Source organism: Paraperlucidibaca baekdonensis, from assembly GCF_003387535.1.
GTDB lineage: Bacteria > Pseudomonadota > Gammaproteobacteria > Pseudomonadales > Moraxellaceae > Perlucidibaca > Perlucidibaca baekdonensis.
Map to the genome: position 1 here is coordinate 125,546 of NZ_QUNR01000001.1, position 22,637 is coordinate 148,182.

At 57.1% G+C, this 22,637-nt stretch carries 25 protein-coding genes, 1 tRNA gene and 1 pseudogene; 10 read left to right on the forward strand and 17 right to left on the reverse strand.

Going from position 1 to position 22,637, the window contains the following annotated elements:
• The first annotated feature begins 21 nt into the window (after positions 1–21).
• Positions 22–108: transfer RNA gene (locus DFR26_RS00595), tRNA-Leu, on the forward strand.
• A gap of 61 nt (positions 109–169) precedes the next feature.
• Here the strand turns inward: DFR26_RS00595 and DFR26_RS00600 are convergent.
• A complete protein-coding gene (locus tag DFR26_RS00600; protein WP_181898938.1) occupies positions 170–526 on the reverse strand; it encodes a helix-turn-helix transcriptional regulator in 357 nt (118 codons plus the stop codon).
• A gap of 100 nt (positions 527–626) precedes the next feature.
• On the opposite strand from DFR26_RS00600, the gene DFR26_RS00605 reads away from it, so the two are divergent.
• The gene (locus tag DFR26_RS00605) at positions 627–983 is read left to right on the forward strand and encodes a hypothetical protein (protein WP_116207014.1); all 357 of its coding nucleotides are present in this window, start codon (positions 627–629) and stop codon (positions 981–983) included.
• Here the strand turns inward: DFR26_RS00605 and DFR26_RS00610 are convergent.
• The 12 genes and pseudogenes from DFR26_RS00610 to tsaE form a co-directional block, all read right to left on the reverse strand.
• Positions 973–2,196, reverse strand: a complete 1,224-nt coding sequence (locus DFR26_RS00610) for a DUF445 domain-containing protein (protein ID WP_116207015.1) — start codon at positions 2,194–2,196, stop codon at positions 973–975. The genes DFR26_RS00605 and DFR26_RS00610 overlap by 11 nt on opposite strands.
• Positions 2,197–2,284: 88 nt before the next feature.
• Entirely contained in the window at positions 2,285–2,797 is a 513-nt protein-coding gene (locus DFR26_RS00615) for a DUF2505 domain-containing protein (RefSeq protein ID WP_116207016.1), read from the reverse strand.
• Positions 2,798–2,806: 9 nt separating this feature from the next.
• The gene (locus DFR26_RS00620) at positions 2,807–4,102 is read right to left on the reverse strand and encodes an adenylosuccinate synthase (protein ID WP_116207017.1); all 1,296 of its coding nucleotides are present in this window, start codon (positions 4,100–4,102) and stop codon (positions 2,807–2,809) included.
• A gap of 22 nt (positions 4,103–4,124) precedes the next feature.
• Positions 4,125–5,309 (reverse strand): ATP phosphoribosyltransferase regulatory subunit, encoded by a 1,185-nt coding sequence (locus tag DFR26_RS00625; protein WP_116207018.1) that lies wholly within the window; start codon positions 5,307–5,309, stop codon positions 4,125–4,127.
• 122 nt (positions 5,310–5,431) lie between these two features.
• Entirely contained in the window at positions 5,432–6,301 is an 870-nt protein-coding gene (gene hflC, locus DFR26_RS00630) for a protease modulator HflC (protein ID WP_116207019.1), read from the reverse strand.
• Positions 6,301–7,428: an FtsH protease activity modulator HflK gene (hflK, locus tag DFR26_RS00635; RefSeq protein WP_116207020.1), complete on the reverse strand. Its 1,128-nt coding sequence runs from the start codon at positions 7,426–7,428 to the stop codon at positions 6,301–6,303. Before hflK ends, hflC begins: the two co-directional genes overlap by 1 nt.
• A gap of 28 nt (positions 7,429–7,456) precedes the next feature.
• The gene (gene hflX, locus DFR26_RS00640; protein ID WP_116207021.1) at positions 7,457–8,758 is read right to left on the reverse strand and encodes a ribosome rescue GTPase HflX; all 1,302 of its coding nucleotides are present in this window, start codon (positions 8,756–8,758) and stop codon (positions 7,457–7,459) included.
• Between the two features lie 113 nt (positions 8,759–8,871).
• Positions 8,872–9,138: pseudogene (gene hfq / locus DFR26_RS00645) on the reverse strand (RNA chaperone Hfq); the annotation flags it as partial.
• Between the two features lie 133 nt (positions 9,139–9,271).
• The gene (miaA, locus tag DFR26_RS00650) at positions 9,272–10,225 is read right to left on the reverse strand and encodes a tRNA (adenosine(37)-N6)-dimethylallyltransferase MiaA (protein ID WP_245952977.1); all 954 of its coding nucleotides are present in this window, start codon (positions 10,223–10,225) and stop codon (positions 9,272–9,274) included.
• A 28-nt stretch (positions 10,226–10,253) separates the two neighbouring features.
• Positions 10,254–12,095: a DNA mismatch repair endonuclease MutL gene (gene mutL / locus DFR26_RS00655; RefSeq protein WP_116207022.1), complete on the reverse strand. Its 1,842-nt coding sequence runs from the start codon at positions 12,093–12,095 to the stop codon at positions 10,254–10,256.
• Positions 12,096–12,098: 3 nt separating this feature from the next.
• Positions 12,099–13,289 carry an N-acetylmuramoyl-L-alanine amidase family protein gene (locus DFR26_RS00660; protein ID WP_116207023.1) on the reverse strand — a complete coding sequence of 397 codons (1,191 nt, stop codon included), beginning with the start codon at positions 13,287–13,289 and terminating at the stop codon, positions 12,099–12,101.
• Positions 13,286–13,780, reverse strand: coding sequence for a tRNA (adenosine(37)-N6)-threonylcarbamoyltransferase complex ATPase subunit type 1 TsaE (tsaE, locus tag DFR26_RS00665; protein ID WP_425453344.1), 495 nt, complete (start codon positions 13,778–13,780; stop codon positions 13,286–13,288). Before tsaE ends, DFR26_RS00660 begins: the two co-directional genes overlap by 4 nt.
• Positions 13,781–13,862: 82 nt before the next feature.
• Between tsaE and queG the strand changes: the two genes are divergently transcribed.
• Positions 13,863–14,975 (forward strand): tRNA epoxyqueuosine(34) reductase QueG, encoded by a 1,113-nt coding sequence (queG, locus tag DFR26_RS00670; RefSeq protein ID WP_116207604.1) that lies wholly within the window; start codon positions 13,863–13,865, stop codon positions 14,973–14,975.
• Here the strand turns inward: queG and orn are convergent.
• The gene (gene orn / locus DFR26_RS00675) at positions 14,962–15,528 is read right to left on the reverse strand and encodes an oligoribonuclease (RefSeq protein ID WP_116207025.1); all 567 of its coding nucleotides are present in this window, start codon (positions 15,526–15,528) and stop codon (positions 14,962–14,964) included. The genes queG and orn overlap by 14 nt on opposite strands.
• Positions 15,529–15,695: 167 nt before the next feature.
• Between orn and rsgA the strand changes: the two genes are divergently transcribed.
• From rsgA to secB, 4 genes are all read left to right on the forward strand, one after another.
• Complete coding sequence (gene rsgA / locus DFR26_RS00680) at positions 15,696–16,718, forward strand: small ribosomal subunit biogenesis GTPase RsgA (RefSeq protein ID WP_116207026.1); 1,023 nt, start codon at positions 15,696–15,698, stop codon at positions 16,716–16,718.
• Positions 16,719–16,789: 71 nt separating this feature from the next.
• On the forward strand, positions 16,790–17,200 hold the full coding sequence (locus tag DFR26_RS00685) for a rhodanese-like domain-containing protein (protein ID WP_116207027.1): 411 nt from the start codon (positions 16,790–16,792) through the stop codon (positions 17,198–17,200).
• A gap of 40 nt (positions 17,201–17,240) precedes the next feature.
• Positions 17,241–17,495 carry a glutaredoxin 3 gene (grxC, locus tag DFR26_RS00690; RefSeq protein WP_116207028.1) on the forward strand — a complete coding sequence of 85 codons (255 nt, stop codon included), beginning with the start codon at positions 17,241–17,243 and terminating at the stop codon, positions 17,493–17,495.
• Between the two features lie 54 nt (positions 17,496–17,549).
• A complete protein-coding gene (gene secB / locus DFR26_RS00695; protein ID WP_116207029.1) occupies positions 17,550–18,026 on the forward strand; it encodes a protein-export chaperone SecB in 477 nt (158 codons plus the stop codon).
• On the opposite strand, the gene DFR26_RS00700 is transcribed toward secB, so the two are convergent.
• Positions 18,010–18,474 carry a tRNA (cytidine(34)-2'-O)-methyltransferase gene (locus tag DFR26_RS00700; RefSeq protein ID WP_116207030.1) on the reverse strand — a complete coding sequence of 155 codons (465 nt, stop codon included), beginning with the start codon at positions 18,472–18,474 and terminating at the stop codon, positions 18,010–18,012. The genes secB and DFR26_RS00700 overlap by 17 nt on opposite strands.
• A 121-nt stretch (positions 18,475–18,595) precedes the next feature.
• On the opposite strand from DFR26_RS00700, the gene DFR26_RS00705 reads away from it, so the two are divergent.
• Genes DFR26_RS00705 through DFR26_RS00715 form a run of 3 tightly spaced genes read left to right on the forward strand, consistent with a single transcriptional unit; the run spans position 18,596 to position 19,963 of the window.
• Complete coding sequence (locus tag DFR26_RS00705) at positions 18,596–19,228, forward strand: RNA polymerase sigma factor (RefSeq protein ID WP_220375671.1); 633 nt, start codon at positions 18,596–18,598, stop codon at positions 19,226–19,228.
• On the forward strand, positions 19,225–19,578 hold the full coding sequence (locus tag DFR26_RS00710) for a hypothetical protein (protein WP_116207031.1): 354 nt from the start codon (positions 19,225–19,227) through the stop codon (positions 19,576–19,578). The genes DFR26_RS00705 and DFR26_RS00710 overlap by 4 nt, the downstream gene beginning before the upstream one ends.
• Positions 19,565–19,963, forward strand: a complete 399-nt coding sequence (locus DFR26_RS00715) for a DUF3106 domain-containing protein (RefSeq protein WP_116207032.1) — start codon at positions 19,565–19,567, stop codon at positions 19,961–19,963. Before DFR26_RS00710 ends, DFR26_RS00715 begins: the two co-directional genes overlap by 14 nt.
• Here the strand turns inward: DFR26_RS00715 and glnG are convergent.
• Both glnG and glnL read right to left on the reverse strand, forming a co-directional pair.
• On the reverse strand, positions 19,960–21,396 hold the full coding sequence (glnG, locus tag DFR26_RS00720) for a nitrogen regulation protein NR(I) (RefSeq protein WP_116207033.1): 1,437 nt from the start codon (positions 21,394–21,396) through the stop codon (positions 19,960–19,962). The two genes, DFR26_RS00715 and glnG, sit on opposite strands and share 4 nt — an antisense overlap.
• Complete coding sequence (gene glnL, locus DFR26_RS00725) at positions 21,389–22,468, reverse strand: nitrogen regulation protein NR(II) (protein ID WP_116207034.1); 1,080 nt, start codon at positions 22,466–22,468, stop codon at positions 21,389–21,391. The genes glnG and glnL overlap by 8 nt, the downstream gene beginning before the upstream one ends.
• Positions 22,469–22,637: the final 169 nt, after the last annotated feature.

The following is a 22,637-nucleotide window of genomic DNA, read 5'->3' on the forward strand; positions in this document are numbered from 1 at the left end:
CTATATTTCGCGGCCTCATCTGCCCGGATGGTGAAATTGGTAGACACGCCAGCTTCAGGTGCTGGTCCTCGCAAGGGGGTGGAGGTTCAAGTCCTCTTCCGGGCACCATATTGAAAAAGCCGATCATTGGATCGGCTTTTTTATGGGCGCAATTTGTTGAGCACAGCGCTTAATCGCAGCGCTTCATGCTCTCCATCAACTCGCTCACTAGGCGCTGATCACGCGGCAACAAGCCGTTATAGCTCGACATGACGCGTTGCTGCACAACAATATAACTTGATGGAACATCCTTCAGCGCAAGGTCTGTTTGCTCTGCCAAGTACTCCGCCAACAGAATAATGTTTGACACCGGCAGCCCAATGACCACGGCTATTTCGGACAGAAGCCGAACGCTCGGCATTGCTGATCCACGCTCAATATTTGAAATCCGGCCAGTACTTGAGTTCAGCTGATGCGCCAGTTGCTCTTGCGACAAATAGGCACTTTTGCGCAGCTGCTTAATGGCCTGGCCAATAAATTCATTCATAAGCCTATTGTGTGAATCGGCGACAGCGTACTCCATGGCAGTTTTGGTGTATTTTGAAATAGCAAAACTACTCGTATTTGGTTGGCTCAGGGAGTAGCCCATGACACAGCTTCATCACGGCAAACGCACAAGCGAGTATGTCACCGAATGGCCAGTTGGCGCGGCTTTAATGCGGGTTTGCTGGCAGCCGCCGTGCCTCATTCATGCCGTTAGCATCACACGGCAGCGAGACGAGACGACTGAATCTAGCCCGCCGCAGGATGACAAGGTGCTAGCGATGGTGTTTTGGCAAGCACTGGTTATCGCAGGGCATCGTTTAAGCCTAGATGATGGCTTGCAAGCGATGGTGGCGCAGGCGCGCCTAGAATTGGAGCGAACGCTCTTGAGCGCGGTGGCTTGGCATGACCAACGACCGTGTGATGACACGGCCGTTGCCAGACTTCCGCTTACAACATGAAGTGAATTTGCATCTCACCAACGAGGAAACCGAGCACCGCACCAACGGTAATCAAGGCCCATTCGTCTTCTTTAAATGCTGGCCGCAACATGCCTTCAAACTGCTCAGGTGAAAGCTCTTGCATGCGAGTGACCAAGGTATTGCGAACGTCCATGGCGTCGCCAGCATAGTTCTCAACATATTTCATGGTTTCCGGCATCTGATCCATGATGCGTTGCGCAATGACCCCTTTCATTTCAATATAGGTCTGGCTGCCCACGGCGTAGACCACCAGCGGACGCACCACGCCAGTTTGCTCATCGACCATCATTTTCACATTCTTATGGATGAGCTCCATGATGCGGTCGGCAAAGGCGCCACGAAACAGCTCTTCCATCATGTTTGCTGGGGTCAGTAGCTGCTTGGAAATGAGGTCCGCATAATCGGCGGCCACCTCTTTCTGACGCTTCAAAAACAAACCCTGCACGGTGAAGCCGAGAATCTTTTTCGGCAACTGCGGGCGAAACATCATCTGCAGCGCAATCCAGTCGCTGAAAAAGCCGACGAAACCGCCAAAAGCCGGCAACATCCACGGCTGCTTAAAGGCCAGCCAACAGACCATCTGCACCCAACCAATCGCGAAACCAAAATAAAAGCCAGCGTTGCTGAAAAACTTGAACTCTTGGCGGCCCACTTTTTGGAAAATCTCATTTAAGAGCTTTTTGTCGCGCATCAAGTTGGTGATCACCATGTGCTTAATATCGAAGTATTTATCGATATTGCCTTGCACCTCAGACATGATTTTCTCAACCATCATGGGCGCTTCCGCTTTCACCCGCGTGATGATTTTTTGTCGTGCAAACTCCGGCATGCCTTCCCACAAGCCCGGCTGATACTGCTGCGCTACTTCGCGGACAATATCTTCAGAGGCGGCCATCATGGGCACTTCAATTTCTTTGGCAATGCGTTTCGGGTCGAGTCGCGCAAAAATTTCGGCAGGCTTGATGAGCTGATTGGTCATCAGGTCGACCGAGATCATCGCCATCTTTTCCGCTTTGCGCGGCACAATGCCCTGCCAGCCAAAAAATGGCTTGATGCCGATAAACTCCATCGGCGCAAACATCATCTTAATGGCCACTACTTTGGTGATGTAGCCAATAAAACCGCTAATGAAGGGAATCGAGATGTAAAGCCACATATCGGCTTTAAAGTCAGTGATCATCTGATCTAGCATGGTGTCTTTCCTTAGTTATTATTTTCGCGAGATTATCCGCTCGCTCTGCATTACATAATGCCTAACTCAGTCGCAATGACAATAAACATCATGCCAAATTTTCATACCGCTCAGCTAAGATTTCACGACTCACGGCTTCATTCTGCGCGGCTTTAGCACGAATATCATCGGCAATAATGCTCGCCAACTTGCTGCCAATCAGCGGAATACTGCAGCTCACATCCCAGTGCAGCGTATTGGTTGTAATGCCCTCGCATTCACTAAGCTGCATGCTCGCCGCAATACTCAGCGCCGACACCGACTTATTAATCAGCTGCAATGAACCGCTGGCCGTTTCACGATCCCAGCGGTCGGTTTGCTCAACATCAACGGCTTGCTCACTGCTAATGAACTTTTGCGCCAACGCCGGCAGCTTCACACTGGGCTTGCCTGTGACTAGCGCGGTCAGCGAAAAATGCCGGCCATCATCGCTCGTCGATAACACCTCAAACGCCTCATAACCCATCCGCGACAAGCGCAAATGGGCATACTCGGTGCTTGAGATCATTGCCAGCACGCGCGCCAGTGGCGCCGGCCAAGTCATTGTAGTGACAAACTTCATGGCCGGACCTTAGTGAAATGGGTGGCGCAACACGATGGTCTCATCGCGATCTGGCCCCGTTGAAATAATGTCGATTGGGCAGCCCACCAAGGCCTCGATCCGGCGGATATACGCGCGCGCATTTTCAGGCAGATCTTCAAGCTTTTGCACGCCCACCGTGGACTCCGTCCAACCCGGCATTTCCTCGTAAATCGGTGTCACCCCAGATAGCGCGACCGCATCGCTCATCAAGGCCTCAATAGAGTCCGCCTCACGCGTTTCATATCCGGTGCAGACCTTCACCGTGGCCAGGCCGTCAAGCACATCGAGCTTGGTCAAACACAAGCCGGAAATCGAATTCAGCTCCACGGCACGGCGCAGCACCACGGCATCGAACCATCCGCAACGACGTGCACGGCCGGTAGTAGAGCCAAACTCATGACCCACTTTCGCTAAGCGCGCGCCGGTTTCATCAAACAGCTCGGTAGGGAATGGCCCAGCGCCAACACGCGTGGTGTACGCCTTGGTGATACCCAAGACATAATCCAAATACAGCGGGCCAACGCCCGAACCCGTAGAGACACCACCGGCTGTGGTATTGGAGGAAGTCACAAAGGGGTAGGTGCCGTGGTCGATATCGAGCAATGAGCCCTGCGCACCTTCGTACATAATTTGGGCGCCTTCGCGACGCAAATCATGCAGGATGCCCGGTACGTCGGCAATTAAACCGCGTAACTGCTCGCCCCACTCCAGCGCCATATCCAAAGTTTTTTGGAAGTCTACTGCCGGCACTTTGTAGTAATGCGTGAGCTGGAAATTATGATAATCAATAATTTCGCCGAGCTTGGCGGCTAATGTTTCACGGCGATACAAATCACCTAAACGCAGGCCACGGCGAGCCACTTTGTCTTCATAGGCCGGGCCAATGCCGCGACCCGTGGTACCAATGGCCGACGCGCCGCGCGCCGCTTCACGCGCCTGATCGAGCGCCACGTGATAGGGCAAAATCAGAGGGCAGGCAGCAGAGACCTTCAGGCGCTCGCGCACCGGCACGCCCTTGGCTTCCAAGTACGCCATTTCTTTCAAGAGCGCATCAGGCGCTAACACCACGCCATTGCCAATCAGGCATTGCACGCCAGCGCGTAAAATGCCCGAGGGAATTAGATGCAAGACGGTTTTTTCGCCATCGACAACGAGCGTATGGCCGGCGTTATGACCGCCTTGAAAACGCACCACCGCGCGTGCGTTATCGGTGAGTAAATCGACGATCTTACCTTTGCCTTCATCACCCCATTGGGTACCCAACACCACCACATGATTGCCCATGTTTTAACGCTCTCTTAATCAGTTAGGACGCCACTGCGCGTACTTGCCAGCACGCATCAGCAAAATAAAATTCACGATCGCAACCTGCTTCGCCGGCGCTCAATAAGGCACCGGGCAATTGCTGCACCACACGCTGCCCATGCGCGCGCGCTTGCGCGATGGCCTCGCGGAGCAAGGGCTCATCGCCAATGGGCGCGAGAATACCCTGCGCAGACAGAGCCGGCTGACTAAATGCCAGCCATTGCTTCAAGTCAGCACTAAAACCGGTCGCTGGTCTGGCGCGACCAAAGGCCTCGCCAATGTGATCATAGCGCCCGCCTTTGGCGATCTCGCGGGCATGGCCCGGCGCATATACGCTAAACACGAGCCCAGTATGGTAGTGATAGCCGCGCACATCGCCGAGATCGAGGGTCAGCACAACGTGCGGATGCGACTGCTCAATGGCATGGATGACGGCCTCTACATCGGCCAACGCCTGCGCCACCGCTGACGGTGCCGATGCCCAAAGTTCGCGCGCTTGAGCCAACACGGAGATATCGCCAGCCAGCTCAGGAAGTGGCAACAAAGCAGCCTGATGCTCAGCGTCAACACGTGCCGGAATCGCCTCACGCCATTCGGGCAATGATTTTCGCGTGAGCATGTCACGCAGGCTAGCTTCTGTGTCGCCATCGAGAGCGGCAAGCGCGGCCAACGCGCGAAACACACCCACATGACCGAGGTCGAGATGAAGCTGCTCAGCGCCAGCAATCGCTAGGGCATCGAGCAATAAACGGATAATTTCAATGTCACTTTCAACGCCGCTGTGGCCATAGAGCTCAGCGCCAATTTGCACCGGGCAACGCGAGGCGGCAATGCCCATGGGGCGTGTATGCAGCACGGTACCGGCATAGCAATAACGCGCGGGGCCTTGGCTAGGCAGGCAATGCGCATCTAAGCGCGCGACCTGCGGCGTGGTATCGGCACGCACGCCCATCAAGCGGCCACTGAGCTGATCGGTGATCTTGAACGTTAAGTCAGCAAGATCACGGCCCGAGCCAGATAGTAGGGACTCGAGATACTCCATGAGCGGCGGCAACACCAGGGCATAACCCCAGCGGCCAAAATGATCCAGCAACAGCCGTCGCAACGACTCTAAGCGCGCCGCCTCGGCTGGCAGCACATCGGCAACGCCATCGGGCAGCAGCCACGCATCCACGGGTTTTACCATGCTTCTCGCCACTCATTAGACACAAAAAAACCGAGCAGCACTCGGTTCGGTGGAGTTTATCACAGGCTTTGCGCGCTTGCCCAAACTCGGCGGCTCAGCGTGTAGCCGAGCCGCCGCAGGGGTTATTTACCCGGCTTGCGCATGTACTTTAGGAACTCACTGTCGCCCTTCAATACCAGCACGTCATCGCTGCGGTTAAAGCTGTTGCGATAGGCCTGTAAGGAGCGATAGAAGTCATAGAACTCGGCATTTTGACCAAACGCTTTCCGCGCAATGGACGCGGCATCGGCATCACCTTCACCACGCAGCGTCTCCGCCTGACGATAGGCATCCGCCAAAATCACACGCTGCTGACGATCGGCATCTGACTTGATGCGATCCGACATTTCCGTACCTTGCGCGCGATGCTCACGCGCCTCACGCTCACGCTCGGTGCGCATGCGGTTATAGATGGATTCTACGGTGGAGTTGGGGAAATCGACACGTTTAACGCGGACATCGACTACCTCAATACCAAATTCGCGCATGGCGACCGTATTCACTGCCTTGGTCAAGTCTTGCATGAGCTGCTCACGCTGACCCGCAACCACTTCATGCACATCACGCTCAGAGACGCGGTTTTTCAAGCCATCACGCACCAATGGCATGAGGCGTGACTCGGCTTCCAACGCCAAGCCGCCGGTCGCGGTGAAATAGCGCTTCACATCATTAACGCGCCACATCACATAAGCGTCGATGATCAGAAACTTGCTTTCTTTGGTCAAAAACTCGGTGCGTTCGGCATCGCTAACTTGCAAGCGCGCATCAAAACGACGCACCTCATGCACCAAGGGGATTTTGAAATGCAAACCGGGTTTCAAATCAGCATCGACGACTTCACCAAAACGCAGCAGCACGGCGCGCTCAGTCGCCTGCACGGTGAAAAACAAGCTGTTCGCTATAAATAAAACAACGAGGGTGGCGTATAACGCCGACATATTACGCGATGGCATTAGCGGGCTCCATCCAGTGAACGACCAGGACGTTGAACGTCTCGCAGGCTACCGGTATTTGCCGGCGGAATGTACTGCGCAGCACCCGAGTTCGGTACGGGTGACGTTGTTGAAGCAGCGGCCGCGTTGAGTTTATCCATGGGCAAATAAAGCAGCGGTGATGCGCCACCTGGCTCGACCACCACCTTGCGGTTTTGTGACATAACCGACTCCATGGCCTCGAGATACATACGCGTGCGCAGCACTTGCGGGTTCAGACGATACTCAGCCAACAGGCCTTGGAAGCGCGAGGCATTACCTGTCGCACGATCCACGACCTCTTGCTTATAGGCACTGGCGTCGGCGATTAAGCGCGCAGCCTGACCACGCGCTTCTGGCACGATGCCATTGGCATAGGTTTCGGCTTGGTTTTTCAAACGCTCTTTATCTTCTTTGGCGCGAATAACGTCATCAAATGCCGATTTCACATCTTTCGGCGGCAAGGCCTCCAAAATATTGACATTACGCACACTCAGGCCCGAATTGTAGCGATCTAAGTACGACTGCAAACGCGGCAACATGTCTTGCGCCAACTTGGCACGACCTTCGCCCAGAACTTGTGTCATTTTTGCGCTACCGACTTCATGGCGCAACGCTGACTCGGTGGCATGCGCCAAGGTCGACTCGGGGCTAGCGATCGCCAAGACATAACTTTTCGGATCGGCAATGCGGTATTGCACGGTCAACGAAATATCCACGATATTTTCATCTTCAGTGATCATGGTGGCATTTAGAGGCATCTGCTCCGTACGCTCCACGTTCACTTTGCGAATATTGTCCATCAGCGCTGGACGCCAGTGCAGGCCAGCCGCTTCCATTTTCGAATACTCACCGAAGCGGAACACCACCGCACGTTCGGCCTGTTCCACACGGTAAAAGCCAAACAACGCCCAGAGCACCACCGCACCCACCAGCAATAAGCGCGTCAGCTGCTTCTCGCCATCAGGATCGCCGCCACCAAATACTTTCTGCAGCTTATCGACCAAGGGGTTGCTACCACCACCTGAACCGCCGGATGGCTTGCGGCCACCCCACGGATCGCGATTACCGTTGGGGTCTTGCCCCGAACCGGGTTGATTCCACGCCATCTGGCACTCCTACTATTACGTCAATGTCTTAGCTTAGGTCGTTTTCCAACACGACATCTGCTCGAACCAAGCCTTCGCGTGCGAGGCATTGGGCTAAATCGGGCGCCTGAATGCGAACGGACAAACGGCTACCACCACAATCATTCGGAAGCTCTGACTCTACCACTCCTAACTCGTAGAATCGCGCCCGTAATCGCCCCAAATGTGGCGTCATGGCCAACACCAGCTGCTCCCAGGGCGATGACACACAGGCTTGCATCGCTTGCAGCAGCGCATCAACACCAACGCCGTCACGCGCGGAAAGCCACACAGCGTGCGGCCTGCCATCGTCATCATAATCAATGCGTGGCGCTTGATCGGGCAGTGCATCGAGCTTGTTGTACACCAATAAAACCGGCGCCGTGGCACCGACCTCCGCCAATACCGTCTCAACGGAGTCTAAGTGTAGCTGTCGATCAGGACTCGCCGCATCGACGATATGCAGGAGCAAATCGGCCTGCGCGGTTTCTTCTAGTGTGGCGCGAAATGCATCGACTAATTGATGGGGCAAGTGGCGAACAAAACCCACGGTATCGGCCAACACGACCGGGCCAATACCCTCTAAATCGATGCGCCGCAGCGTGGGGTCGAGTGTCGCAAACAACAGGTCTGCGGCATAGGCATCAGCACCTGATAGCCGATTAAACAAGGTCGATTTGCCGGCGTTGGTGTATCCCACCAGCGAGATGGTTGGCACACCGGCCTTTTGCCGCGCCGCACGGCCTTGCGCCCGCGTTTGACGGACTTTATCGAGCCGCTCTTTCAGCGCCTTAATGCGCAAACGCAGCAAGCGGCGATCGGTTTCCAGCTGAGTTTCACCGGGACCACGCAAACCGATACCGCCTTTTTGCCGCTCAAGGTGAGTCCAGCCCCGCACCAAGCGCGATGACAAATGATCAAGCTGCGCCAGCTCGACTTGCAATTTGCCCTCATGCGTACGGGCACGTTGCGCGAAAATATCCAAAATAAGCCCTGTGCGATCAAGCACACGGCATTGCAACACACGCTCTAAATTACGCTCTTGCGCCGGCGTCAGGGCATGATTAAAGAGCACCACCTCGGCGTTTAGTTGTTTCACGGCCTGTGCGATTTCTTCAACTTTGCCGGTGCCCGCATAAAATTTGGGGTCGGGACGTTGGCGTGAGCCGGTAATCACCGACAACACCGAGACATCCGCCGACTTGGCTAATAGCTGAAACTCGTCGAGATCTTCATCTTGGCCATGTTGGCGCAGCGATAAATGCACTAAAACGGCACCTTCGCCGCCGCTGGGGCGCTCAAAATATTCCATGAAAACTCTTAAGACAGACGCAATTGCGCCGCCAAAATGGCGGCGCTAAAACCACACAAGCGGGTTTATACAAATGCTGGCTGGGTATCGTCATCATCGTCGAGATCTTCTAGCGACGACCCCGGCTGACCCATTGCAGCGCCCATGGGCGCAAGGCTGCCCGGCAACGCAGTGCGCGGGTTACGCGCGGGCACCACGGTGGAGATGGCGTGCTTATAGACCATTTGGCTAACGGTGTTTTTCAACAGCACCACGTATTGGTCAAACGACTCAATTTGGCCCTGCAACTTAATGCCATTGACCAAAAAAATAGACACTGGAATGCGCTCTTTACGCAGGGCATTTAAGAACGGGTCTTGCAGGGTTTGACCTTTTGACATGGATAACTCCGGTGGCGAACGAGGCCACGTACGTAAAACAGCGTATAACCGCGATGGCGGCTCTCTGCAAAGCAGAAATAACGACACTCAAATCAGCGCGCCTACAAACACTATGGGGCCACTGCCGACTTTTTCAAGCACTCCGCGACAAAAGGTCTTCAACTCGCGTCTGCGTATCGGCAGCTAATGGGTCGAGCCAGATGGCTTCGGTGAAGCTGCGCAGCCACGTGAGCTGGCGTTTGGCGAGCTGACGAGTGGCGAAAATGCCGCGATTGCGCAGCTCGACGCGATCATAATGACCGTCTAAATGCTCCCACGCTTGGCGATAGCCGACCGAGCGCATCGAGGGCATGGTAGGCGCTAAGTCACCGCGCGCGCGCAAGCACGCCACCTCGGCAAGAAAGCCCTGCGCGAGCATGGCATCAAAACGCTGCGCGATGCGCTCATGCAGCACCGTGCGATCCGGCGGCGATAGCGCCAGCCAATGCATGTCATAAGGCAAAGGCATGGGCTCAGGCTGCTCGGCATGCCATTGCGTGAGGGTTTTGCCGGTGAGCATCCAGACCTCCAACGCGCGCTGCAGGCGCTGGCTATCGTGCGGGTTTAGACGCGCAGCGGCAGCCGGGTCGACCGCCTGCAGACGCGCATGCAGGGCCGGCCAGCCATCGCGCTCGGCATCACGCAGGAGCTCGGCACGCAGCTCGGCATCGGCCTCGGGCAGGCGCGCTAGACCATCACGCAAAACTTTAAAATAAAGCATGGTGCCGCCGACTAAAATCGGCACCTTGCCATTACTGCTAATGTCCGCCATGGCCGCCAATGCATCGCGACGAAACTCAGCCGCCGAGTAGGCCTCAGTCGGCTCGATGATATCGATAAGCCGATGCGGCGCCCGCGCAAGCTCATCGGCGCTGGGCTTGGCGGTGCCGATGTCCATGCCGCGATAAATGAGACTGGAGTCGACCGAAATGATCTCGCCAATGCCTTGCTCCACAAGCGCAATGGCCAGCGCAGTTTTGCCCGCCGCCGTCGGCCCCATGAGGCAGAGTGCCGGCGGCCGTTTTAGCGCATCCGATGGCTCGCTCACGACGACAGCACCGCACGATAGATCATGCTCAACGGCCCCGCATAAACAGTCGGTCAAGCTCGGCCATGCTCAGCCGCGTCCACGTTGGGCGGCCATGATTGCATTGACCGCTGCGCTCGGTGGCCTCCATATCGCGCAGCAAAGCATTCATCTCAGGGATGCTCAGCTGGCGGTTGGCGCGCACCGCGCCGTGGCAGGCCATGGTGCCGAGTAAGGTATTTTGCTGCTCCTGCACGCGCCGGGTTTGACCATGCACGAGCAAATCCGCCAGCACATCGCGCAATAGCGCAGCGGCATCGGCCTGCGCCAATACCGCTGGCAGCGAACGCACCAGCACCGTCTCGGGGCCCATGCGCTGCGTCTCAATGCCCATGCGCATGAGCGCTTCTTGCTCGGCCTCGGCAACATCGGCCTCGCGCTGACTGAGCGCGACACTCAATGGCACCAATAAAGGCTGGCACACGACACCGGCATCGGCCTGCTGCTGCTTGAGGCGCTCATAGACAATGCGCTCATGGGCGGCGTGCATGTCGACGAGCACCAAGCCCTCAGCGTTTTGCGCCAACACGTAAACACCATGTAGTTGCGCAATGGCATAGCCCAGCACCGGCGTGGTCGCGGGCTCGATGACCGCCGGCTGATGATTTTTCCCCGCACTTAAGTAGCTCGCGAACGCATCGCGCGCCGGGGCATTGCTGCGCCAGTCGAGCCCACCTTGCTGTGGGGCATAGTTGGCTTGCCATGCAGGCATGGTGGCTTGCGATCCAGCCTCTTGAGTCGCCGCGCCTTGACCTAACGCTGCCGCTCGTGAGGCGCCGTCTGTATCAGCCCCCGATGCCAATGAGCCCGTCGGCGGCGCATCATCGGGGCGCACCTCGGCCAGCGCACGATGCAGCCCGCGATAAATCAGGTCATGCACCAAGCGCTGCTCGCGAAAGCGCACTTCATGTTTGGTCGGATGCACATTGACATCCACCGTGCCCGGGTCGATATCCAAAAACAGCACAAAGGCCGGATGGCGCCCGTGATAGAGCACATCAGCATAGGCCTGGCGCACCGCATGGGAGACAACTTTGTCGCGCACCATGCGACCGTTGACGAAGAAATACTGCAAGTCAGCCTGCGCCCGCGAAAACGTCGGCAAGCCTAGCCAGCCATGCAGACGCGCGCCCGCAGCTTCTTGATCGAGCGGATGCGCGGCGGCGACAAACTGCGGCCCGCAAATATGACTTAAACGCCGCAACATCTCGGCCTCAGTCGTGGCCGGCTTGAGTTGCCAGAGCACGCGGGCATTGTGTGTGAGGCTAAATGACACCTGCGGTGAGACCAGCGCCAAACGCCGCACCACTTCTTCTAAATGGCGAAACTCGGTGGCTTCGGTGCGCATAAACTTGCGCCGCGCGGGGGTATTAAAAAATAAGTCGCGTACCTCCACCGAGGTACCGCGCGGATGCCGCGCCGGCTGGACTACCGCCGACATCTCGCGGCCCTCTGTGCGCACCGCCCAGCCTAAGCCACTGCTGTCGGTGCTGGAGGTTAGCGTCAGGCGCGATACCGAAGCGATAGATGCCAGCGCCTCGCCACGAAAGCCTAAGGTGGCCACCGCCTCTAGGTCATCGACATGATGGATTTTGCTAGTAGCATGGCGCGCCAAGGCCAGCGGCAAGTCGTCTTGGGCAATGCCATCGCCGTCATCGCGCACCCGCAACGAGGCTAACCCACCCTGTTCGACGTGCACATCAATGGCGCGCGCGCCGGCATCAAGGGCATTTTCAATCAGCTCTTTAATGACCGATGCCGGCCGCTCCACCACCTCACCGGCGGCGATTTGGTTGGCAAGCCGCGCCTCAAGTAGCGCAATGCGAGCCATCAATCAGCCTCGGTCAAACCATGTGCCGGGCACTGGGAATTGCTGGCAAAAGCGCAGCACCGCCTCGCCAACCGCTTGGGCAATATCACGCTGATAGCGCGCAGTAATCAGCTTACTTTCTTCACCTGCGTTAGAAATAAACCCAGTCTCCACCAGCAACGACACCATGCCAGGCTCTTTCAGCACAGCAAAGCCGGCTTGCTCAACACGCTTGCTGTGTAGGCGCTCCACCACCGTTGGTAAGGCCTCCAAAATGAGCTTGCCCATTTCTAGGCTGTGCTTCAGCGTGCCCTCGACCATCATGCCGGCGAGCATGTCGTTAAGGTCGTCGTTTTCAGCCACCACGCCGCCAATTAAATCGGACTTGTTTTCTTGCTCAGCCAATTGCTGCGCAAAGCGCGAGGTCGCACCTTTGGCCCCCTTCAGCGATAGCGCAAACACTGAGGCACCATGGGCTGACCGGTTCAACGCCGAGTCGGCATGAATCGAAATGAAAATGTCTGCTTTGTGGTCAAAGCGCGCAATCTTGCGGCGCTTTTGTAGCGGAATGAAGAAGTCTTGGTCGCGCGTTAGCCGTGTGCTAATGCCCTTTTGCCGACCCAAATAATCCGCCAGTGCTCGCGCAATGGCGAGCGTGACGTGCTTTTCATAAGTGCCGCGTGCGCCGATAGCACCGGGATCTTGGCCACCATGGCCGGCATCAATACTGACAATAATGTCGCGGCCACCCGGCTTGCCGGAAAAGATGCCGCCAAAAATACTATTTGATGCCGGTTTTGGCGCTGGTGAGGCAGCCGCCGACGCCACTTGCCCGGCGCTCACGGTGTCGAGATCTACCACCAAGCGATACACGCCCTCAGCGTTTACCGGCAGCATAAAAATCGACGCTTCGGCCTCTTCATTGAGGTCAATCAGTAGCTTTTGACCATCGAGGCTCATGCTCTGCAGCGGCCCCACGCGGCTCGGGAAATCATTCCGCGATAAACGCGTGCTCGCGCCCGGCACCACCACCACCAAGCGTCCCGGCGACGTTTCTTCACTGACACGAAATGCCGTGTTGCTAGCAAACTCAATGACCAGTCGCGTCTTGCCCTGAAAATTGCCCGTGCGTGCGCCCACCAATTCAGCCGCCTGCACCACACCTGCCAGCCCACAGACCATTAGCAGCAACGCGTGCTGCACCCACTTTTTCATATCAATCTCGCTAATAATTTCTCACCACGCGGCGTGTGCGCCGTGATGGTGGCTATTCGCCCGTCAGCTAGCTCCTCACTCACGGGCATTAATGTCATCTGCCAATCCGGCGTTGGCAACAACGGCTGGCCTTGACTCGGCCATTCCACCAACGTCAGCTGATCGGCCGAAAAGTAGTCGCGGAAACCGATCAGCTCAAGCTCTTCAGGGTCAATTAAGCGATACAGGTCAAAATGATTAACGCGACGCCCCTGCAACTCGTAAGGCTCAACCAACGTGTAGGTTGGACTTTTTACCGCGCCCTGATGCCCTAGGGCGTGCAGCAACCCGCGCACACACGTGGTTTTGCCAGCGCCCAAGTCGCCCTGCACATAAATCACCGCGCCCATGGCCTCGGCATCAGCCGCCGCGAAGCAAGCACGCGCAATATCTGCGCCTAAGGCCTCAGTGGCCTCGGCATTGGGCAAGGCGCGCGTGAGGCCCGCAGACACGGCTTGAGCAGAAGATAAACGACCTAACATGACAATGGCTTACGCATGGTGACTAACCGCTAAGGATGTCAGAATGTGCGCCATGACGCGAATCCCTTTACGCCCCGCCGCGAATTTATCGCCCCCCGACCTGCACGCACTAAAGGCTGACATAGCCGACTGGGCGCGCGCTTTAGGCTTTCAACAAATGGGAGTCAGCGGCATTGATCTTGGCGAGCATCCCGCGCATCTAAAGCGCTGGTTGGCGCAGGGCTTTGAGGCCGGTATGGGCTGGATGCATGAGCCTAAGCGCGCCTCGCCCGCCGAGCTGGTGCCCAACACACAACGCATCATCAGCTTGCGCATGGATTACTTGCCCGCCGACCCGCGCATTCTTGAGACGCTAGCCGATGGCGAACGCGCCTACATTGCCCGCTATGCGCTGGGCCGCGACTACCACAAGCTCATCCGCAAACGCGTGCAAAAGCTCGCCGATCGCATGAGCGAGGCCATTGGGCCATTTGGCTATCGCGCCTTTGTTGACTCGGCACCGGTGCTGGAGAAGGCCATTGCTAGTCAGGCGGGCCTGGGCTGGATGGGCAAGCACACGCTGATTTTGAATCGCCACGCCGGCTCGTATTTTTTCTTGGCCGAGCTATTTACCGACGTGGCGCTGCCCGTGGATGCGCCGGTCAGCAGCCATTGCGGCAGTTGTTCGGCGTGCATGAACATCTGCCCAACGCAGGCGATCATTGCGCCCTATGTGCTCGATGCCAATAAATGCATCAGCTATTTGACCATTGAGCATCGCGGTGTGATTGCCGAGCCGTTGCGGCGCGCCATTGGCAATCGCATTTTCGGCTGTGATGACTGCCAGCTGGTGTGCCCGTGGAATCGCTATGCACGCGCTAGCGCAGAGCCCGACTTTGTGCCGCGCCACGGCCTCGATGGCCCAGCTTTGCTGGAGTTATGGCACTGGGATGAAGCCACCTGGCAGAGCCGCACCGAAGGCATGCCGCTGCGCCGCACACGCTATGAAGGCTGGCTGCGCAATGTCTCGATTGCCTTGGCTAATGCACCAGCCAACGCAACAATTGTGCAGGCGCTTGAGCAACGCCGTGAGTCATTGAGCAGCAGCGAGCATCTCAACGCGGTGGTCGCCGAGCACATCGACTGGGCTATCAGCGAGCAAGCACAGAAGCTCAGTCTTCGCTAAAGCCCGGCAGCTTGAAAAAATACTGCCGGTAATAGCGCAACTCCTCAATTGAGTCTTTCACATCATCGAGCGCCAGATGCGAGCTTTGCTTGGTAAAGCGCTGCAATAAATCCGGATACCAGCGCCGCGCCAGCTCTTTCACCGTGCTGACATCGAGGTTGCGGTAATGGAAAAAGGCCTCAAGCTTGGGCATGTGGCGATATAAAAAGCGACGATCTTGGCAAATCGAATTGCCGCAAATGGGCGACTTTTTCGGATCCACAAAACGGCTTAAAAACTCCAGCGTTTGTGCTTCGGCCTCGGCCTCGCTGAGTTTGCTGCGGCGCACCCGCTCAGTGAGACCCGACTGGCCATGCTGGCGCGTATTCCACTCATCCATGGCATTGAGCACGATGTCTTTTTGGTGGATGGCCAACACCGGCCCTTCGGCCAAGACATTCAAATGCGCATCGGTGACGATGGTGGCCATCTCAATAATGCGGTCGGTGTCTGGATTAAGCCCGGTCATTTCCAAGTCTATCCACACTAAATTGCCGGCCTTCTGATGATTCATGGACACTCCTCGTCGCCGTCGATGGCACAATGACACTCGGTGAGTGCTGCGCGCGAAAAATGCAGCATAGCAGAGCGCGCCGACAAGTCAGCGCCCTGTTCATCGCTGTATGATCAGCGGTGTTTATTTTCTGGCCAATACCGGCCGCAAGAGCATGAGATCAGGCCATGAGCCAACGCCGCATCAGCCGCCAACAAAGTTTTCGCATCGATCGCATTCAGGCCGAACGCATTGCCCGCGCCAGCAAACGCGAGGCCAAAGCCGAAGCGCTGCTCGAAGGCGGCGCACTCGGCGCCGAGCAGCGCGGCCGCATCATTGCCCACTATGGCGTGCAGCTATTGGTTGAAGCGCTCGATGGCGAGCTTGCCGGCCAGCGCTTTCGCTGCCATCGCCGCGCGAATTTAGACGCCTTAGTTACCGGCGATGAAGTGATTTGGCAACCCGCTACCGAAGCCGCCACCGGCGTTATCACGGCGTTACTACCACGCCGCTCGGTACTGGTGCGCCCCGACCCCTACCATAAGCTCAAGCCAGTGGCCGCCAACATCGATCTGATTTTGCTGATCATTGCGCCTGAGCCGACACCTTCGGCAGAGCTCATCGATCGTTACTTGATTGCCTGCGAGGCAACCGACATTCAGCCTTTATTAGTACTTAATAAAGCCGACTTAATTAGCGAGGGAAATCGCGACAGCTTAACCGCCCTGCTCGCCAGTTTTGCCGCGCTAGGCTACGACACCCGCACACTCTCGGCGCACGGCGATACCGGCGATTTGGCCAGCCTCGTAGCGCAACACACGGTGGTGTTTGTTGGCCAATCCGGCGTCGGTAAGTCGTCGCTGATCAACACCTTACTGCCTGATGTCGCGCAAAAAGTGAAAGAAATATCCACCGGCTCCAAGCTCGGCCAGCACACTACCACCACGGCCTGTTGGTTTGATGTACCCACTGGCGGTGCGCTCATCGACTCGCCAGGCATCCGCGAATTTGGCGTCTGGCACATGAACAAAGACGAACTCTTGGCCGGCTTTATTGAGCTACAACCCTTTATTGGTGCCTGCCGCTTTCGCAACTGCGCCCATGCCAGCGAGCCGGGCTGCGCCTTCCAACAAGCCGTGCTCGATGGCCATGTGCAAGCTCGGCGCCTCGCTAGCTTCAAGCGCCTCGTCAGCGATATCGGCACGCGCTAAACAGCAAGTGCTAGAGCCTAAGGGGTGGCTTGCGTATACTGGCCGACTTTCACGCCACACTGAGACAGATCATGGATCGCGTTATTGAGTTTGCTAGCAATCATCTTTACTTAGTTACCGCCTTTGTGGCGCTTTTGGCTGCTTTTGTGTTTACCGAAATGCAGCGCGGCGGCAAGCGCATCTCACCCGCCGATCTCACCCGCTTGGTCAACGCCCAACAGGCTCGCGTAATTGATTTACGCAATGCCCCTGAGTTTCGTGATGGCCACATCACCGGCAGTGAAAATCTGCCGTTTAGTCAGGTCGCCAAAGAAGCTGAGAAGCTCGCCAGCGCCGGCAAGCCCATCATTTTTGTCTGCGCCATGGGGCAGACCTCAGGCAATGCTGCGCGCAGCGTCAAGCAAGCCGGCCTTAATGATGTGCATATCTTAAGTGGCGGCATTTCCACGTGGCGCCAACAGGGTCTGCCGCTGGTTCGCTAAACCGGCCAGCGCTGTTTATTTATCGAGACAGGAGAGACGAATGGCTAAGGTTATCATTTACACCACGCGCACATGCCCATTTTGCGTACGTGCGAAACAGCTACTGCGCAATAAAGCCATCAGCTTTGATGACATCGATGTGAGCAATGACCCCGAGCAACGCGCCGCGCTAACTGCACGCAGCGGCAGTCGCACCGTGCCGCAAGTATTTATTAATGACACCTTTATGGGCGGCTGCGATGAGCTTTTTGGCCTAGAGCGCAGCGGCCAACTCGACCAACTGACACAGGCCTAGCGCCACACTACTTGGCACTTTTGCCACTCACCGCCACACAATAAGAGAGATGACATGGCTGACAATCAACCGCAATTTGCCCTCCAACGCGTGTACCTGAAAGACACTTCATTTGAAGTGCCCGGCGCACCCAAAGTGTTTCTGCAGCAGTGGAATCCTGAGGTCAATATTGATCTCGCCACCGCGCATCAGCCACTCGAAGATGGCAAGCATTATGAAGTGCAGCTGGCGATTACCGTGACCGCAAAAAACGAAGGCGCTACCGCGTTTTTGGTGGAAGTGAAGCAAGCGGGCATCTTTCAAATCGAGGGTGTGGCTGAGGCTGAGCTCGGCCCACTGCTCGGCGCTTATTGCCCGAATGTACTGTTTCCATTTGCCCGCGAAGCCATCTCCGACCTAGTCGGCAAAGGCAGCTTTCCGCAGCTACTGCTGCAGCCGGTCAACTTCGACGCACTCTATGCCGATAGCCTACGCCGTAAAGCCGAGGCCGACGCCGGCGCTGAAGCCGCCGACACTACTCGCCCGCAATAAACCCTTGCTGGCGCCAAGCCTCATAGGCCATGACCGCCACACTATTGGATAAATTCAAGCTGCGACTGCCCGCCACCATGGGCAGTCGCAGTTTGTTTTCTGGCGCAAAGGTGGCGAGCAACTCGGCCGGCAAGCCGCGTGTCTCAGGACCGAAGACCAGCACATCGCCCTCGCGCAGCTCCGCGGCAAATGCCGATTGCGAGCCCTTTGTGGTCACCGCCCGCCAGCGTTTATCGGCCAAATAATCACGCGCCGCCTGCCAATTGGCGTGCACCTTAAGTCGCGACCATTCGTGATAATCCAAACCCGCACGCTTTAATTTGCTATCACTGAGCTCAAAACCTAACGGCTCAATAAGGTGCAGACGGGCGCCGGTGTTGGCACATAGCCGGATGATATTGCCGGTGTTGCCGGGAATTTCGGGCTCATAGAGCACAATGTCGATCATTCACTTTTCCAATACAAAGTCTGTGCTTATTTTAACCGTGGCGGCGTCAACCGCGCGCTAATTATGGCGTTCCTGTTCTCAGATGGCGAAAACGCCAGCATGCAGGAGTGAAGTGCCAATTATGCATCTTGTCGCCGAGGCCGGTCTCGCCTATGGTGTGCGCAACGCGCCACCGGTAAAACCCGCCATGCCAGCACGACCCGCCCCGCAGTCTATCGACGCCTTTTTACATGGCGTGAGTCGACGGGCACGCCTGAGCGCTGAGCTCGCTACCCGCGATCCCGACGCGGCCCAAGACATTGTGCAAGAAGCCATGCTCACCTTGGTGGCGAAATACGGCAATCACGACCCAGGCAGTTGGGGACCGCTGTTTCATCGCATTTTGCATAGCCGCTTAATGGATCATTTCCGCCGCGAAACCCGCAAGCGCAAATGGTTCACTAAATTAGAACCACTCGATGATGCGGGCGAAGAAGACCCGTGGCAGCACATCCCCGATCGCGTCGATAACAACCCGATCACCTTGCTGCAACGTGCCGACAATATGGATACCGTCTTAGCGGCGGTGGGCGAGTTGCCCTTTAGACAGCAGCAAGCCTTCTTGCTGCGGGCCTGGGAAGGCTATGACACCGCTCAGACAGCCGAGGCCATGGGCTGCGCTGAGGGGAGTGTAAAAACCCATTACTTCAGGGCCTTAAATAAAATTCGCGCCAAGCTCGACGGCGTTGGCACGACCGCGGAGGACATGACATGAACACTACCCCAGAGCTTTCCTTGGAAGATGCCCGCTTGGCTAAGCGCCTTGGCGAGACCCTCGATCGCGCCATCGCCGATGCCGATCCCTTGTGGGATGCGCGCGTCGCGCAAATCGTCGCGCAGGCGCAGCGTCAGCAGAAAAAGACGCATCGCTGGCAATGGTCAGGCGGCCTCGCTTTGGCCGCCAGCGTGGCATTTATGGTGGTGCTGCCCGGCGATTGGTTGATCAAAACCAGTGGCACGGAAACCACACAGGCACGGCCGGCGAGCAGCAGTATCGATGGTCAAATGCTCGAAGAAATTGACTGGCTGATGTCAATGGAGGAAGTCTCTCGTGACCAGCGCTGATCTTTGCCGCGGTCGCTGCGCGTCTCGACTGCTATTGCTAAGTGTGCTCGCACTGCCTGGCGCTGCGTGGGCAAACGATCTGAGTTGGGCGGCGCTGAGCGCAGAGCAACAAGTCACCTTAGCGGATTTTGAAGGCCGCTGGGATGCGCTGGATGAATCACGGCGTGCCCATTTGCTGGATCGTGCCGAGCGCTGGCGCAGCCTGCCCGATGCGCGTCGCCAAGCCATCATCGCGCGCTGGAATGAACTCAAAGCACTATCGCCGGAAGCGCGCCAAGCCCTACGTCAGCGCTGGAACTCACTGAGCACAGACGAGCGCCGGGAAGCGCTCAGCGCATCGCCGGCAGCGCAAGATGGCACCCTAACGACCTCTCTGGCGAATTAATCCTCGTCGTCATCCAGTGTGGCACTAAGCCCTAGCTCCTTGAGCTTGCGCGTTAGCGTGTTGCGGCCCCAGCCCAACACCACCGCAGCATCACGCCGCCGCCCGCCAGTAAACTGCAATGCCTCCGCTATCAGCACCCGCTCAAACGCCGGCGCGGCCTGATCGAGCAATGGCTCATGTGGACGCTGCTGTAATGCCTGCCGCGCCCATAACGCTAAGGCCTGCTCCCAGTTTGGCAGCACCGCATCGGGCTCTTGATCACTGCCGGGCTGCAACTCTGGCGGCAAATCACTGACCAAAACCTCGCGGCCCGTGGCCATTACGGTGATCCATCGGCAGGTATTTTCGAGCTGACGGACGTTGCCCGGCCATGGCAGTTTTTGCAGATACGCAGAAGCTTCGGCAGTCAATGACTTCGCCTCGACCTGCAGCTCCTTGGCCGCGCGCGCCATAAAAAACTGCGCCAAGCGCGGAATATCCACGTTGCGATCACGCAGCCGTGGAATGTGCACGCGAATGACATTGATGCGGTGAAATAAATCCTCGCGGAACTTGCCATCAGTCACCAGCTTTTCGAGGTGTTGATGGGTCGCGGCAATGATCCGCACATCCACGCGCACCGGCACATGGCCACCGACACGGTAAAACTCGCCATCGGCCAGCACGCGCAGTAAGCGCGTTTGCGTATCGATGGGCATATCGCCAATTTCATCGAGAAATAAAGTGCCGCCATCGGCTTGCTCAAAGCGGCCGGCGCGCTGCGTACTGGCGCCAGTAAACGCCCCTTTTTCATGGCCAAACAACTCCGACTCCATGAGATCCTTCGGAATCGCGGCCATATTGAGCGCAATAAATGGCTTACGCGCACGCGGCGAATGCTCATGCAGCGCACCCGCCACCAACTCTTTGCCGGTGCCCGACTCACCATTGATGAGCACGGTGATATTGGAGTTGCTGAGCCGACCAATGGCGCGAAAAACCTCCTGCATCGCCGGTGACTCGCCAATAATACTGGTCGAGCGCACCGCCTCCACGACCGCCTCAAGTGCCGGTGTGACTTGCTCTAAATGGTGCACCACGGCGCGCTGCACCAGCGCCACCGCCTCATCGACATCGAAAGGCTTGGGCAGGTATTCGAATGCGCCGCCCTGATACGATGCCACCGCCGAGCTCAAGTCCGAATGCGCGGTCATGATGATCACCGGCACCTGCGGATACTGCTCGCGCACCTGCGCCATAAACGCCAAGCCATCAATGCCAGGCATACGAATATCGCTGACCAAGGTCATGGGCTGCTCATGCGCGAGTTTCGCCAATGCCGCGCTGGCGTCCTCGAAGCTCGTCACCGCCATGCCTGCCTGCGTCAGCGCGCGCTCAAGCACCCAACGTATGGCGCGGTCATCGTCAATAATCCATACCGTGTGTTTAGTCATGAGGCTTTTCCAAAGGCAAATAAATGCTAAATAGCGTGCGCCCTGGATACGAGTCGCACTCAATTAAGCCGTTGTATTGATGAATAATATCTTGCGCAATCGACAGCCCAAGGCCATTGCCAGCGGCGCGACCACTAACCATCGGGTAGAAAATCGACTGTTTGAGCTCGGCGGGTATGCCCGGGCCGTTGTCTTGAATATCGATGCGCAGCACCAGTCGATGGCGCTTCGCACCGATGGTGAATTGGCGCATGGGCCGGGTTTTAAAGAGCAGCACCGGCGGATGCTTGCTGGGGTTTTCCAGCAGCGCTTGCAGGCCATTGCCACCAATATTGAGCATGGCTTGAATGAGCTGATCAGGGTCGGCTTCAATGTCCGGCAGCGAGGGGTCATAGTCGCGCACAATACTCACGCGACCATCTGCCTCGGCCTCCAACAGCCTCACCACACGCTCCACACATTCGTGCGGGTTCACCGTGCGCAATGTCGGCAATCGCCGTGGCCCCAACATGCGATCAGCTAGCACGCGTAGGCGGTCAGCCTCTTCAATAATCACGCGTGTGTACTCTTTCAGCTCGGCATCGGGCAGTTCGCGCTCAAGCAATTGCGCTGCGCCGCGGATGCCGCCGAGCGGGTTTTTAATCTCATGCGCCACACCACGCACCAACTTACGCATGGCCTGATGGCTGGCGAGCATGGCTTCCTCGCGGGCGATTTTCAGCAGCCGATCGCGCGGCTGAATCTCTATCAATAGCTCCGCTTTCGCGCTCGGTGTGGTGAGCAATGACACCGTGTAGTCCACGGTAATATCGCGCAGACCCACGCGTAATCTCGCCTCACGCTTGGTGAACTGATGACCACTGCGCAGTGTCTCGGCGAGCGCACCACCAGCATTATTTTCAAATTCAATGAGCACATCACTGAGCGGCAGGCCCACCGCACGGGTGTGACTGATGGCCAGCAAGCTCTCCGCCGCCGGATTCACATACGCCAACTTCAAGTCGGTATCGCACAGCAAAATGGCGGTGCTCAAACTCTCCAGCAGGCGTTTTGGTGATCGCTCGTCGCGCATACGCTGCTCTATTGTGGTAATGACCTAAGACTTTGCAAAATCCACACCATCTCGTGCAAATGCCGCACGCAAGCGGCCTGCACCAGCTAAGGACCGCTAACACGCAAACAAATGCACAATTTTAGTGCGTAAATCGGCGCACCAGCCTCGGCATTATGCACTGTTTTGG

Coding starts and splice junctions, on each gene's coding strand:
- DFR26_RS00600 (WP_181898938.1), bottom strand. CDS start 526: ATGAATGAATTTATTGGCCAGGCCATTAAGCAGCTGCGCAAAAGTGCC.
- DFR26_RS00605 (WP_116207014.1), top strand. CDS start 627: ATGACACAGCTTCATCACGGCAAACGCACAAGCGAGTATGTCACCGAA.
- DFR26_RS00610 (WP_116207015.1), bottom strand. CDS start 2,196: ATGCTAGATCAGATGATCACTGACTTTAAAGCCGATATGTGGCTTTAC.
- DFR26_RS00615 (WP_116207016.1), bottom strand. CDS start 2,797: ATGAAGTTTGTCACTACAATGACTTGGCCGGCGCCACTGGCGCGCGTG.
- DFR26_RS00620 (WP_116207017.1), bottom strand. CDS start 4,102: ATGGGCAATCATGTGGTGGTGTTGGGTACCCAATGGGGTGATGAAGGC.
- DFR26_RS00625 (WP_116207018.1), bottom strand. CDS start 5,309: ATGGTAAAACCCGTGGATGCGTGGCTGCTGCCCGATGGCGTTGCCGAT.
- hflC (WP_116207019.1), bottom strand. CDS start 6,301: ATGCCATCGCGTAATATGTCGGCGTTATACGCCACCCTCGTTGTTTTA.
- hflK (WP_116207020.1), bottom strand. CDS start 7,428: ATGGCGTGGAATCAACCCGGTTCGGGGCAAGACCCCAACGGTAATCGC.
- hflX (WP_116207021.1), bottom strand. CDS start 8,758: ATGGAATATTTTGAGCGCCCCAGCGGCGGCGAAGGTGCCGTTTTAGTG.
- mutL (WP_116207022.1), bottom strand. CDS start 12,095: ATGGCTCGCATTGCGCTACTTGAGGCGCGGCTTGCCAACCAAATCGCC.
- DFR26_RS00660 (WP_116207023.1), bottom strand. CDS start 13,289: ATGAAAAAGTGGGTGCAGCACGCGTTGCTGCTAATGGTCTGTGGGCTG.
- queG (WP_116207604.1), top strand. CDS start 13,863: ATGACGCGAATCCCTTTACGCCCCGCCGCGAATTTATCGCCCCCCGAC.
- orn (WP_116207025.1), bottom strand. CDS start 15,528: ATGAATCATCAGAAGGCCGGCAATTTAGTGTGGATAGACTTGGAAATG.
- rsgA (WP_116207026.1), top strand. CDS start 15,696: ATGAGCCAACGCCGCATCAGCCGCCAACAAAGTTTTCGCATCGATCGC.
- DFR26_RS00685 (WP_116207027.1), top strand. CDS start 16,790: ATGGATCGCGTTATTGAGTTTGCTAGCAATCATCTTTACTTAGTTACC.
- grxC (WP_116207028.1), top strand. CDS start 17,241: ATGGCTAAGGTTATCATTTACACCACGCGCACATGCCCATTTTGCGTA.
- secB (WP_116207029.1), top strand. CDS start 17,550: ATGGCTGACAATCAACCGCAATTTGCCCTCCAACGCGTGTACCTGAAA.
- DFR26_RS00700 (WP_116207030.1), bottom strand. CDS start 18,474: ATGATCGACATTGTGCTCTATGAGCCCGAAATTCCCGGCAACACCGGC.
- DFR26_RS00705 (WP_220375671.1), top strand. CDS start 18,596: ATGCATCTTGTCGCCGAGGCCGGTCTCGCCTATGGTGTGCGCAACGCG.
- DFR26_RS00710 (WP_116207031.1), top strand. CDS start 19,225: ATGAACACTACCCCAGAGCTTTCCTTGGAAGATGCCCGCTTGGCTAAG.
- glnG (WP_116207033.1), bottom strand. CDS start 21,396: ATGACTAAACACACGGTATGGATTATTGACGATGACCGCGCCATACGT.
- glnL (WP_116207034.1), bottom strand. CDS start 22,468: ATGCGCGACGAGCGATCACCAAAACGCCTGCTGGAGAGTTTGAGCACC.